Consider the following 12,749-nt stretch of genomic DNA (forward strand, 5'->3'; position numbering starts at 1 on the left):
GGTCATCCGCGAGCGGGCAGGGCAGCGGCCTCACACAGCGATTCAGATCCAGGAATGCCGCGCAGGCAGCGTGCCGTTGAGGTGGTAGGCGCCCACCGCGTGATACTTCCAGCGCACCGGATCGTGCAGCGTGTGCACCCGGGCATTGCGCCAATGGCGGTCGAGGTTGAATTCGGCCAGGCTGGCGCGGCTGCCGGCCAGCTCCAGCAGCTTCTCGCCAGCCTGCAAGGCGATCTCGGTGGTGAGCGCCTTGGCCTCGGCCACGGCGATCGAGGCGCGCGCCGCCGCGGCGGCATCGATCGGCGCCGCGTCGACCGCGTCGAGCACTTGGGCGGCCCTGCGCAGCAGCGCTTCGGCGGCGTGCAGCTCGAGCTTGAGACGGCCGATGTCGGCGATCACATAGGGGTCGTCGCTGGCGCGCTCGACCTTGGCATCGATCCACGGCCGTGCCTTGTGACGCACGAAGTCGATGGCATCCTCGATGGCCGCCTCGGCGATACCGGCGTCGATGGCTGCCTGGATCAACTGCGAGACCGCTCCCTGAATGTTCGGGCGCTCGGCCTGGCGCCAGTTGTCGATCACCAGCTCCGCATCCACCGCTACCCGGTCGAGCAGCACGGTGCCACTGGCGGTGGTGCGCTGGCCGAAGCCGGACCAGTCATCGACGATGCGCAGCCCCGCGCTGCCCCGGCGCACGAAGGCCAGGCGCTGACGACCTTCGTCGTCCAGCGCCTTGACCGCCACCCAATGGGCGAACAGCGCGCCGGTGGAGTAGAACTTCTCGCCCGTCACCCGATAACCGTCGCCTTCGCGGGTCAGGCGTGCCTTGAGCGTCAGGGTGTCCTTGGTGCCGCGCTCGGGTCCGGCATTGCCGATGCGCCAGCCGTCGAGCACCGAGCGGTAGAGGCGTGCCTGCTGCGCCTGGGTGGCGGTGTCGCGCAGCAGATGCAGCAGGCCGAACTGATTCTGCGGGATTTGTCCCAGGGCGGGGTCGGCGGCGCTGATCAGGCGAAACACTTCGGCCAGCGTGACGAAGGACACGCCGGGGCCGCCGAAAGCCTTGGGCACGGTGATGCTGCCCAGACCCGATTGGGTGAAGCGTTCGATCTCAGCCCAGGGTAACTGGCGCTGCTGGTCGCGCTGCGAAGCCTGGGCTCGGGCAACGTCGGCCAGCTCGCGGGCGGCCTGCAGCGCCTGGGCGTCATCGCGCAGGACCGCGGCGGGCAGCAGCGCGGGGGAGTGATCGTTGATGGAGCGCGATGGGCTGTTGGCTTGACTGGACATCAGTGCCGCTCCCTGGCGGCACTCGACGCCCCGAGCGGGGAGAGGGTGTGACTGACCATACCTGAACCTCACGAAGTGATTGCGTCGCGCCGCGGGTAGCGGTAGACGAGTGCGGGTCCGGTGGTCCGGTGTTTATACCTTATGTGCTTATAACGAGTTTATGAACTAACCTTTTGGAATATGCATAGAAGGTCGGTGAACGGCCTCAAAGACCTTTTTCGCCAATGGCTAGAGGCCGCCAGGCTTACGCCCTGGCCCCTATTCCTGTACCGCTGCCGTGCCGAGAAACTTGCGCAGGAACTGGCGGGTACGCTCATGCTGCGGCGCGGCGAACAGCGCCTTGGCCTCGCCCTGTTCCACGATCACCCCCTGGTCGAAGAACACCACGCGATTGGCCACCTCACGGGCGAAGCTCATCTCGTGGGTGACGATGATCATGGTGCGCTTTTCCTCGGCCAGGCTGCGGATGGTTTCCAGCACCTCGCCTACCAGCTCCGGGTCCAGCGCCGAGGTGGGTTCGTCGAGCAGGATCACCTGGGGCTCCATGGCCAGCGCCCGGGCGATGGCCACGCGCTGCTGCTGACCGCCGGACAGGCGTCGAGGGTAGGCGTCTTCCTTGCCGGCCAGGCCGACCTTGGCCAGCAGTCGACGGCCAAGGGCTTCGGCCTGCTCGCGCGGGGTCTTCTTGACGATCACCGGTCCTTCGATGACGTTCTCCAACGCCGTGCGATGGGGAAACAGGTTGAAGCTCTGGAACACGAAGCCGGCCTGTTGGCGCAGCCGGCGAATCGCGCTTTGCTGGCCCCCCAGCGACCGCCCGGCGTCGATGTCGACATCGCCGATGCGAATGCGACCGGCGTCGGGCGTCTCGAGCAGGTTCAGGCAGCGCAGGAAGGTGGTCTTGCCCGAACCGCTCGGCCCGATGATGGCCACCACTTCACCCGGCGCGACGTTCAGGTCGATGCCCTTGAGCACTGTCTGACCCTTGAACCGTTTGGTCAGGCCTTCCACGACGATCATCTTCAGGGCTCCTGGTCATGCTGGTTGACCCGCGCTTCCATGCGGTTCTGGAAATACGCCAGGATGCTGCACAGTATCCAGTAGATCACTGCGACGGCCAGGTACATGGTGAACACTTCGAAGGTGCGCGCGGTGATCAGCTGGGCCTGGCGGAACAGCTCCGGCACCTGGATGGTGGCCGCCAGCGCGGTGTCCTTGACCAGCGAGATGAAGCTGTTGCCCAGCGGCGGCAGGGCGGTGCGCATGGCCTGGGGCAGGATCGCCCGGCGCATGGCCTGGGTGCGGGTCATGCCGATGCTGGCCGCCGCTTCCCACTGGCCTCGGTCGATGGAGGCGATGGCCGCACGCAGGATCTCGCAGACATAGGCCGCCATGTTCAGCGACAGGCCGATCAGCGAAGCAGGGATCGGCTCCAGTTCGATGCCCACCTGCGGCAGGCCGAAATAGATCACGAACAGCTGCACCAGCAGTGGCGTGCCGCGAAAGAACGACACGTACAGCCGCGCCAGCCAGTCCAGCGGCCTGATCTTCGACAGGCGCATCAAGGCCAGGACGAAGCCCAGCACCAGCCCGAAGAACATGCCGCCGACGCTGAGCAGCACCGTGTAGCCTGCGCCCTTGAGCAGAAAGGGCGCAGAGTCGATCACCAGTTGCAGGGTCTCGGGCATCATCGAGTGACGTCGGCACCGAAGTATTTTTCCGACAGCTTGGCCAGCGTGCCATCGGCTTTGAGTTTATCCAGCGCCTTGTCGATGGCCGCGTGCAGCTCCGGCTCGTCCTTGCGCAGGGCCACACCGGACTCCAGCCGCGAGAACGGCTCGCCCGCGAGCTGGGTGTCCGGGGCTTTCTTCGCATAGCCCAGTGCTGCCAGACGGTCGATCAGGATGGCGTCGATGCGGCCATTGCGCAGGTCGGCGAACTTGCTTGGGTCGTCTTCGTAGGTGCGTACATCGGCCTTGGGCACGTCCTGCTTGACCCACTGCTCGTAGTTGGTGCCCAAGCCTACGCCGACCTTCTTGCCGGCCAGGTCCTGGGCGCTTTTGATGTTCAGTTCGTCGGCCTTCTTCTTCAGCACCAGGGCCTGGATACCGGACACGGTGTAGGGTTCGGAGAAGTCGTATTTCTTCTTGCGCTTCTCGGAAATGGTCACCTGGTTGATCACCACGTCCAGGCGCTTGGACTCCAGCGCAGCCAGGATGCCGTCCCACTTGGTGGTCTGGATCTTGGCTTTGACGCCCAACTGCTGGGCGATCAGATTGGCCAGTTCCACTTCGAATCCGTCCAGCTTGCCGTTCTCGTCGACGAAGCTGAAGGGTGGGTAGGTGCCCTCCAGGCCAACGGTGATGACGCCTTTGTGCTGGATGGACTCGAGCGCCTGGCCGGCGAAGGCGTGGCCGATCAGGCCGCTGCTCAGCGCGAGGGCCAGGGTGGCGCGAACGAAGGGCTTGGTGAATAGGGTCATGGGTGCTCCCGCGCGTTCATGGGTGGAATGGGTGGCGACTATAAGGTGAGCTTTTTAGCTCAGGAAATACTCAAAAAATTTCCTTTATTCCATTGCGCTATTACTCATCCGCCACGGCGTCGAGGCGATGGCGCAGAATGGAATAAAGCGGTGTTTTTTCCAAGGGAAGAATTGCCGTAGAGTTGATCCGCTATCATCCGCGCCGATTCACCCGAACGCCGCCAGCCAGGAGACCACCGTGAGCGAACATCCTTCCACCGGCCATTGGCAATTGCCGTCCATCGTCAGCGAGCTGCGTCAGGCGCGCGACCAGTGGCGCACGCGCAACGGCCGCTGCAGCAACAAGCAAGGTGGGCGTGAGCTGCCGTCGCGCGAAGCGGTTCGCGAAATCCTCGAGCAACTGTGTGGTGCATTGTTTCCCATGCGCCTGGGCCCGGTGGACCTGCGTGAGGAAAGCGAGGACTTCTACGTCGGGCACACCCTGGATGCGGCGCTCACCTCGCTGCTGACCCAGGCGCGCCTGGAGCTGCGCTATGCCGCGCGGCACGGCAATGTCCAGGTCGACGACGTCGATGCCCATGCGCTGGGGCTGATCCAGGGCTTCGCCGCCGCGCTGCCACAGATGCGCGTGCTGCTCGACACCGACGTGCTGGCTGCCTACCACGGCGATCCGGCGGCGCGCAGCGTCGATGAAGTGCTGCTGTGCTATCCCGGTATCCTGGCGATCATCCACCATCGCCTGGCCCATCATCTGTACAAGGCCGGCCTGCCGTTGCTGGCGCGGATCAGCTCGGAACTCGCACACTCGGCCACCGGGATCGATATCCATCCCGGTGCGCAGATCGGCCCGAGCTTCTTCATCGACCATGGTACGGGCGTGGTCATCGGCGAGACGGCGATCATCGGTGAGCGGGTGCGCATCTACCAGGCCGTGACCCTGGGCGCCAAGCGCTTCCCCAGCGACGAGTCGGGCACCTTGCACAAGGGCCTGGCACGCCACCCAATCGTCGAGGACGACGTGGTGATCTATGCCGGCGCCACCATCCTGGGCCGTATCACCATCGGCAAGGGATCGACCATCGGCGGTAATGTCTGGCTGACCCGCAGCGTGCCGGCCGAGAGCAACATCACCCAGGCCAATCTGCAGCTCGACTGCCAGGATCGGCAGTAGCCGGTCGCGGGGGGGGGGGGCCCCCCCCCGGGGGGGGGGGGGGGGGGGGGGGGGGGGGGGGGGGGGGGGGGGGGGGGGGGGGGGGGGGGGGGGGGGGGGGGGGGGGGGGGCGGCCCGCCCCCCCCCCCCCCCCCCCCCGCCTCCGCAGACTGGAACCGGCAGGCAAGCGCAACGGTCAACTGGTCGCCCACCGGCGGCTTCAGGTCGCATCGAAATCCGATCCATGTTTAACTTGAACGTTCGTTCAACTTAAAACGCTGGTCCGCTGCCGGTGTTCAACAGGAGGATTTCCTTTGCTGAACCCGTTCCATTCGTACCCCATCTCCGTTGCCGAGGTGCGCCATCCATGAGTGCACCGTCCGCTTCGCTTGCCCCTGGCAAGGTCCGCATGAACCCTCCGGTGTTCTATTTCGCGGCAAGCTTCATTCTCATCTTCGGCCTGGTGGTCATCAGCAATCCACAGGCTGCCGGGGACTGGCTGCTGGCGGCGCAGAACTGGGCGGCCAACACGGTCGGCTGGTACTACATGCTGGCTATGACCCTGTACCTGGTGTTCGTGGTGGTCACGGCCGTGTCCGGCTACGGCAAGATCAAGCTGGGCGCCGACCATGACGAGCCGGAGTTCAGCTACCTGTCCTGGGCCGGCATGCTGTTCGCCGCCGGTATCAGCATCACGCTGTTCTTCTTCTGCGTCTCCGAACCCCTCACCCACATGCTCCAGCCGCCCCAGGGCGAGGGCGGTACGGTGGAGGCCGGGCGCCAGGCGATGCAGATCCTGTTCCTGCACTGGGGCCTGCACGGCTGGGGCGTGTTCGCCTTCGTCGGCATGGCCCTGGCGTATTTCGCCTACCGCCACAACCTGCCCCTGGCGTTGCGCTCGGCGCTGTACCCGCTGATCGGCAAACGCATCAACGGCCCCATCGGCTACGCCGTGGACGGTTTCGGCATCATCGCCACGGTATTCGGCCTGGGCGCCGATATGGGCTTTGGCGTGCTGCACCTGAACTCCGGCCTGGACTACCTGTTCGGCGTGGCCCACAGCCAGTGGGTGCAGGTGGCGCTGATCGCCTTGATGATGGGCGCGGCGGTGGCCGTGGCGGTGGCGGGGGTGGAGAAGGGCGTGCGGGTGATGAGCGACATCAACCTGTTCCTGGCCTGCGCGCTGTTGCTGTTCGTGCTGTTCGCCGGCCCCACCCAGCACCTGTTCAACACCTTGATCCAGAACCTGGGTGATTACCTGGGCGCCTTGTCGCGCAAGAGCTTCGACGTCTATGCCTACGGCGAGAACCGCGACTGGCTGGGTGGCTGGACCGTGTTCTACTGGGCCTGGTGGATCGCCTGGGCGCCCTTCGTGGGGCTGTTCATCGCGCGCATTTCGCGCGGTCGCACCATCCGCGAGTTCGTCTTTGGCGTGCTGCTGATTCCGCTGGGCTTCACCCTGGCGTGGATGTCGATCTTCGGCAACAGCGCGCTGGACCAGGTGATCAACCACGGCATGACCGCCCTGGGCCAGTCCGCCCTGGACAACCCGTCGATGAGCCTGTACCTGCTGCTGGAGACCTATCCCTGGAGCAAGACGGTGATCGCGGTCACGGTGTTCATCAGCTTCGTGTTCTTCGTCACCTCCGCCGACTCCGGCACCGTGGTCCTGGCCACGCTGTCGTCCAAGGGCGGCGACACCGACGAGGACGGTCCGAACTGGCTGCGCATCTTCTGGGGCGCGATGACCGCGCTGGTCACCAGTGCCTTGCTGTTCGCCGGCAGCATCGATTCGCTGAAGTCGGCGGTGGTGCTGACCTCCCTGCCGTTCTCGCTGATCCTGCTGTGCATGATGTGGGGGCTGCACAAGGCCTTCCATCTGGAGAGCCAGCGGCGCATCGCACAGATGCATTCGCTGGCGCCGTTCGCCCAGACCCGGCGCGGACGCGGCGGCTGGCGCAACCGCCTGAGCCAGGCCGTGCACTTCCCGTCGCGCGACGAGGTGTACCGCTTCATGGACGACGTGGTGCGCCCGGCGATCGCCGACGTCACCGAGGTGTTCGAGCAGAAAGGCCTGACCCTGATCACCCAGGACGACCCGAGCCACGACAACGTCAGCCTCAAGGTCGGCCATGGCGAGGAGCAGCCGTTCATCTACCAGGTGCAGATGCGCGGCTACTTCACCCCCTCCTTCGCCTTGGGGGGCGTGGGTGCGCAGGAGTTGAAGAACCGCCGCTATTACCGCGCCGAGGTGCACCTGGCCGAGGGCAGCCAGAACTACGATCTGGTCGGCTACAGCAAGGAGCAGATCATCAACGACATCCTCGACCAGTACGAACGGCACATGCAGTTCCTGCACCTGGTCAGGTGATGGACTCGGGGCCGCTGATGCGGCCCCGTTTCGTTCAGAACGGGGCGTCCCCCAGGATCGTCGCGCGGTGCATCACCCGCCGCTGCGGGCGGTAGTCGTCCACGGCGAAATGCTGGGTCACGCGGTTGTCCCAGAACGCCACGTCGTTGGCCTGCCAGCGCCAGCGCAGGGTGAATTCCGGCCGCGTCGCATGGGCGAACAGCAATTTGAGCAGCGCTTGGCTCTCGTGCTCGGCCAACTCGTTGATGCGCGTGGTGAACCCCTCGTTGACGAACAGCGCCTTGCGCCCGCTCACTGGATGAGTGCGTACCACCGGATGCGACAGCGGTGGATGATTGCGCCGCGTCGCCTCCCAGCGCGCCAGGTCCTCGGCGGTGGTGCCGAAGCGCTCCAGGGGAAACGAGCGGGTGAAGTCATGGGTGGCGGTGAGGCCGTCCAGCATCAGGCGCAGCGGCGCCGACAGCGCTTCGAATGCGGCGATCCCGCTGGCCCACAAGGTGTCGCCGCCAAACGCCGGCACCTGCTTGGCGCTGAGTACCGCACCCAGCGCCGGGGTCGGCAGGAAGGTCACGTCAGTGTGCCAGGTGGCATTGTCGCGCACGTCGGTCACTGCGGTGTCGAGCACTAGCACCTGCGGGGTCTGCGGCACGTTGGGGTAGATCGGATGGATGTGCAGGTCGCCGAACTGCGCGGCGAAGGCCGCTTGCTGGGCCGGGGTGATGGCTTGCTCGCGAAAGAACAGCACCTGGTGGTCGAGCAAGGTCTGCTCGATGGTGTCGCGTTGCTCGGGGCTGAGCGGGCGCGCCAGATCGATGCCGTCCAGTTGGGCGCCCAGCGCGGGGCTGAGGGGCGTGATGTTCAGGCTCATGTCGGATCTCTACAGAACTTTGGCCAGGACTTCGACCAGCAATTGGAGTGCGGTCGGGCGTGGTCAGTGGCTGTGCCCGTGCCAGGGCACCAGCCGCCGTTGCAGGGCGCGCAGGCCCATTTCCAGGGCGAAGGCGATCAGGGCGATCAGCAGGATGCCCAGCACCACCACGTCGGTGACCAGAAATTGCGCCGCCGACTGCACCATGAAGCCCAGGCCTCGGGTGGCCGCGATCAGCTCGGCGGCCACCAGCGTCGACCAGCCCACGCCCAGGCCGATACGCACCCCGGTGAGAATGTCGGGCAGTGCGCTGGGCAGGATCACGTGCCGGATCTGCTGCGCCCGGCTGGCCCCCAGCGACTGCGCCGCGCGCAGCTTGGCCGGGTCGACGGTGCGCACGCCAGTGGCGGTGGCGATGGCGATGGGGGCGAAGATTGCGAGGTAGATCAGCAGCACCTTGGACAGCTCGCCGATGCCGCACCAGATCACGATCAGCGGCAGGTAGGCCAGCGGCGGGATGGGACGGTAGAACTCGATCAACGGGTCGAGCACCCCCCGTGCCACGCGATTGCTGCCAATCGCCAGTCCGACCGGAATCGCCGTCAGCGTCGCGGCCAGCAATGCCGCGCCGATACGCCCCAGGCTGGCGCCCAGGTGCTGCCACAGGCTCACGTCCATGTAGCCCTGGGTCAGCAGCACCCAGGCCCTGCTGAGGATATCGCCGGGCGCAGGCAGGAACAGCGGCTCGACCCAGCCGGCAGCGGTGACCAGCCACCACACCAGCAGCAGGCTGGCGAGCGTCAGTGCGCTGATCCAGCGGGTCGGCAGCGGACGGCGCGGTGAGCGCTGCGCGCGTGCGCCCGGGGTCGCGTCGCCGACCACCGGCAGGTTCAGGCTGCTCATGCGGTCACCTGCTGGTCATCGGTACGTTGAGCGAACACCCGCGACAGCACATGCTCGCGGGTCTCGATGAAGCGTGGATCGGACTTGATCGCCCGCGCCGACTCGCCGGCGGCGAAGCGGCGGCCGAACTCCAGCGGCAAGCGCTCGACGATGCGCCCAGGGTTCGGTGCCAGCAGTATCAGTTCACTGGCCAGGAACACGGCTTCTTCGATGTCGTGGGTGATCAGCAGGACCGGTTTGGCGGTGCGTTTCCACACGGTCAGCAACAGGGTCTGCATCTGCTCGCGGGTGAACGCGTCGAGGGCGCCGAACGGCTCGTCCATCAGCAGCACCTGCGGGTCGGCGGCCAGCGCGCGCGCCAGGCCCACGCGCTGCTTCTGGCCACCGGACAATTGCCAGGTCCGGCGCTCGCCGAAGCCTGCCAGGTCCACCAGCGCCAGCATGTCCCTGGCCTTGGCCCGGCGTTCGTCGCGGGGCACGCCCGCCAGTTCCAGGCCGAAGGCGACGTTGTCGAGCACGTTCTGCCAGGGCAGCAGGGCGTCGTCCTGGAACACCACGCCGCGATCGGCGCCCGGGCCGCGCACCGCTTCGCCGTCCAGCGTGATGCGTCCGCCGCTGGGCGCGGTGAAGCCGGCGATCAGGTTCAGCAGCGAGGTCTTGCCGCTGCCCGAGGGGCCGAGGGCGACCAGCAGTTGATCCGGTGCCAGGGTCAGGTTGATGTCGTCCAGCACAGGGGTCGCGGCGCCGGGGTAGTGCGCGCTGATGCGCTGCAGTTCGAGCAAGGCCATGGTGGGCTCCAGCGGCGCGGTGTGCGCGCCGTTATCCGGTCATTGGGGCAGGTAGTTCGGCGTGACGTAGGGGCCATAGTCGGGCAATACCGCCTCGACCTTGCCCTGGGCCTTGAGGAAGGCCGCCGTGTCGCCGAGGGCCTGGGTGGTAGGCGCTGCGAGCAGCGCGCGCTGCTCGTCGGCCAGTGGATAGCTGTTGCCTTCCAGCAAGGCCGGGATGTCGGCCGGCTTGGCGCCGGAGAGCTTGGCCAGCTTGGCGACATGCTGCGGATCGGCCAGCCAGGCCTTGGGGTCCTTGCGGTAGTCGGCGTAGGCGTCGAGGGTGACCTTGGCGAACGCCTTGACCCATTCGGGATGCCGCTCGGCGAAGTCCTTGCGCACGATCCAGGCATCGAAGGTCGGCGCGCCTTTTTTCGCCAGTTCCGCGGAGGTGATCAGCACCTTGCCCGTTTCCTTGGCAACGCCCAGGGCGGGGTCCCATACATAGGTGGCATCGATGTCGCCGCGTTTCCATGCCGCGGTGATGGCCGGTGGCGCCAGGTTCAGGATGGTCACTTTGCCGGGATCGATGTTCCAGGCCTTGAGGGCTGCCAGCAGGCTGTAGTGCCCGGTGGAGACGAAGGGCACCGCGATTTTCTTGCCGACCAGGTCCTGGGGCGTGTCGATGCCCTTGCGCACGACCAGTGCTTCACCGGCGCCGATCTGGGTCGCGATCAGGAAGGTCTGTACCGGCACCTTGCGGGTGATCGCCGCGGCCAGTGGACTCGAGCCGAGGTAGCCGATCTGCACGTCGCCGGAGGCCACGGCGGCGATGATGTCGGGGCCATTGTCGAACTTGCGCCAATCGATGCTGGCGTGGCTGGCCTGTTCGTAGCGACCATCGGCCTGGGCCACCTTGGCGGGGTCCACGGTGGTCTGGTAGGCGACGGTCAGGTCGGCAGCCTGGGCGAGGCCGCTCAGGCCAGCCAGCAGCAGGGTGGCCAGAAGGCGGCGGGGCGCAGCATCGATCATCGGAAAGCCTCATGTCAGTGGTAGTCACTGTGGAGAAGGCTAAATGATCTAAGAATCTACATATAAATAACTTTTTAGAATTAGCTTAGCGAGTTCCCTCACTTCGATAAATCCTGTCGTCAGGCCCTTGTGAAATTTTCGTGAAAGGCTAAGCTCTGACCACTTTCGCTCGAACGGGGGTTGGCGAGATTCGCAGATAACCTTCAGCTATGAGCAGGGATGCCGATACAACAAATGACGCTCAAGGTTCCGTCGTTATTCCGTAATAATCTGACCAATTCACGAAACGGTCATTTTGGATTTATAGGATTGTCATTATCCTGTAGCGCAGGAAGCCTTAGACCAAAGTCGTGTAACACTCGGTAATGATTGACTTACCAGTCACGCTTTGGTGCTAAATCGCTTACCCGGGGGAGTGGGGCATCAGATCCCGCCCTCTGGAGAGTACAAAAATTAGAACGTAGAGGAGCAAAGCATGTACAAGTCCAGCCTGGCCCTGGCCGTGGCAGTGGGTGTTCTCGCCCAACAAGCAGGCGCTGCCGGCTTCATCGAGGACAGCAAGCTGTCCCTCAGCTCGCGCACCATGTACTTCAACAACGACAACCGTGATGGTGGTGCCGACAACCGTGAATCGGGTCAGGGCTTCAAGCTCGACTACATCTCCGGTTTCACCCAGGGCACCATCGGCTTCGGTGTCGACGCCCAGGCGCTGTGGGGTATTCACCTCGACGGCGGTCGCGGCAAGCACCCGGACAACAGCAGCTTCTTCCCCAGCGACAGCGACGGCTCGGCCGTGGACCAGTGGGCTCGTCTGGGCGCCAACGCCAAGGCCCGCTTCTCCAAGACCGAAGTGCACTTCGGTAGCGCGCTGACCCCGAACCTGCCGATTCTGGTCTCCAACGACGGTCGTCTGCTGCCACAAAGCTTCGAGGGTGGCACCATCCAGTCGAAGGAAATCGACAACCTGACCATCAACGCCGGTCAGCTGACCCACGCCATGGGTCGTGCGTCGAGCAACCGCACCGGTCTGTCGGTCAACGGCGCCACTGCCGACAGCAACCAGTTCCGCTTCGGTGGTCTGGACTACAAGCTCACGCCTGACCTGACCCTGCAGTACTACTACTCGAACCTGGAAGACTTCTACAAGCAGCACTTCCTGGGCGCGACCCACGTGTTCAAGATCGCTGACGACCAGTCGTTCAAGACCGACCTGCGCTACTTCGACAGCAGCAGCGACGGCCGCAACGGCAGCGGCGGCGGCTACAACTTCAACAACAACGGCGGCTACGCCAAGACCCCGGGCGAGGTCGACAACAAGACCTGGTCGGCGATCTTCACCTACACCCTGGGTGGCCATGCCTTCCTGCTGGGTCACCAGCGCGTCAACGACGACGGCGGTTTCGTCTGGCTGAACCAGGGCAGCGTGCGCGACGGCAACGGTCGTCCCGAAGGCGCCGGCGGTGCCAGCTTCTACCTGTTCACCGACAGCATGATCAACCAGTTCGCCAAAGCCGGTGAGAACACCACCTTCGGTCAGTATTCCTACGACTTCGCACGTCTGGGCGTACCGGGCCTGAAGGCGTCGATCTCGTACCTGCGCGGCGAAGACGGCAAGAACGCCAACGGCAATGGCACCTTCAGCGAGTGGGAGCGCGACGCACGCGTCGACTACGTGATCCAGCAAGGTACCTTCAAAGGCCTGGGCGCTACCCTGCGTCACGGCGTGTACCGTGGGTCGGGCACCAGCTCGCTGGCCGACCAGGATCAGACTCGCTTCCTGATCAACTACACTTACAGCTTCATGTAAGCGGTAGCCGTCATGAAAAAAACCTCGCCTCCCGCGTAATGCTGTTCACTTAAGCGGAGCAGCCTTACGATCCACCGGATACCGG

At 65.3% G+C, this 12,749-nt stretch carries 11 protein-coding genes; 3 read left to right on the top strand and 8 right to left on the bottom strand.

Translation table 11 applies throughout. The features are described 5' to 3' along the window. Positions 1–42: 42 nt before the first annotated feature. The 4 genes from IAE34_RS19485 to tcyJ all read right to left on the bottom strand — a co-directional run bounded on the left by IAE34_RS19485 (position 43) and on the right by tcyJ (position 3,766). Positions 43–1,284: an SfnB family sulfur acquisition oxidoreductase gene (locus IAE34_RS19485; RefSeq protein ID WP_200140577.1), complete on the bottom strand. Its 1,242-nt coding sequence runs from the start codon at positions 1,282–1,284 to the stop codon at positions 43–45. A gap of 258 nt (positions 1,285–1,542) precedes the next feature. Beyond that, positions 1,543–2,304, bottom strand: coding sequence for an L-cystine ABC transporter ATP-binding protein TcyN (tcyN, locus tag IAE34_RS19490; protein ID WP_200140578.1), 762 nt, complete (start codon positions 2,302–2,304; stop codon positions 1,543–1,545). Between the two features lie 2 nt (positions 2,305–2,306). Beyond that, complete coding sequence (gene tcyL, locus IAE34_RS19495; RefSeq protein ID WP_200140579.1) at positions 2,307–2,975, bottom strand: cystine ABC transporter permease; 669 nt, start codon at positions 2,973–2,975, stop codon at positions 2,307–2,309. Next, positions 2,972–3,766 carry a cystine ABC transporter substrate-binding protein gene (gene tcyJ / locus IAE34_RS19500; protein WP_200140580.1) on the bottom strand — a complete coding sequence of 265 codons (795 nt, stop codon included), beginning with the start codon at positions 3,764–3,766 and terminating at the stop codon, positions 2,972–2,974. Before tcyJ ends, tcyL begins: the two co-directional genes overlap by 4 nt. 238 nt (positions 3,767–4,004) lie before the next feature. Here tcyJ and epsC point away from each other — a divergent pair, with 238 nt between their 5' ends. Together epsC and betT are read left to right on the top strand one after the other, a co-directional pair. Beyond that, the gene (gene epsC, locus IAE34_RS19505) at positions 4,005–4,937 is read left to right on the top strand and encodes a serine O-acetyltransferase EpsC (RefSeq protein ID WP_200140581.1); all 933 of its coding nucleotides are present in this window, start codon (positions 4,005–4,007) and stop codon (positions 4,935–4,937) included. A 388-nt stretch (positions 4,938–5,325) separates the two neighbouring features. Next, the gene (gene betT / locus IAE34_RS19510) at positions 5,326–7,287 is read left to right on the top strand and encodes a choline transporter BetT (protein ID WP_200140590.1); all 1,962 of its coding nucleotides are present in this window, start codon (positions 5,326–5,328) and stop codon (positions 7,285–7,287) included. A 34-nt stretch (positions 7,288–7,321) separates the two neighbouring features. Here the strand turns inward: betT and tauD are convergent, their stop codons facing one another. From tauD to tauA, 4 genes are all read right to left on the bottom strand, one after another. Next, positions 7,322–8,155: a taurine dioxygenase gene (gene tauD / locus IAE34_RS19515; RefSeq protein WP_200140582.1), complete on the bottom strand. Its 834-nt coding sequence runs from the start codon at positions 8,153–8,155 to the stop codon at positions 7,322–7,324. Between the two features lie 63 nt (positions 8,156–8,218). Next, entirely contained in the window at positions 8,219–9,058 is an 840-nt protein-coding gene (gene tauC, locus IAE34_RS19520; protein WP_200140583.1) for a taurine ABC transporter permease TauC, read from the bottom strand. Next, the gene (gene tauB, locus IAE34_RS19525; RefSeq protein ID WP_200140584.1) at positions 9,055–9,846 is read right to left on the bottom strand and encodes a taurine ABC transporter ATP-binding subunit; all 792 of its coding nucleotides are present in this window, start codon (positions 9,844–9,846) and stop codon (positions 9,055–9,057) included. The genes tauC and tauB overlap by 4 nt, the downstream gene beginning before the upstream one ends. A 39-nt stretch (positions 9,847–9,885) precedes the next feature. Then, entirely contained in the window at positions 9,886–10,857 is a 972-nt protein-coding gene (gene tauA / locus IAE34_RS19530; protein WP_200140585.1) for a taurine ABC transporter substrate-binding protein, read from the bottom strand. 475 nt (positions 10,858–11,332) lie between these two features. Here tauA and IAE34_RS19535 point away from each other — a divergent pair, with 475 nt between their 5' ends. Then, positions 11,333–12,664 carry an OprD family porin gene (locus IAE34_RS19535; RefSeq protein ID WP_200140586.1) on the top strand — a complete coding sequence of 444 codons (1,332 nt, stop codon included), beginning with the start codon at positions 11,333–11,335 and terminating at the stop codon, positions 12,662–12,664. Positions 12,665–12,749: the final 85 nt, after the last annotated feature.

This window comes from Pseudomonas sp. S30 (assembly GCF_016518545.1).
In the GTDB taxonomy this organism is placed as follows: Bacteria; Pseudomonadota; Gammaproteobacteria; order Pseudomonadales; family Pseudomonadaceae; genus Aquipseudomonas.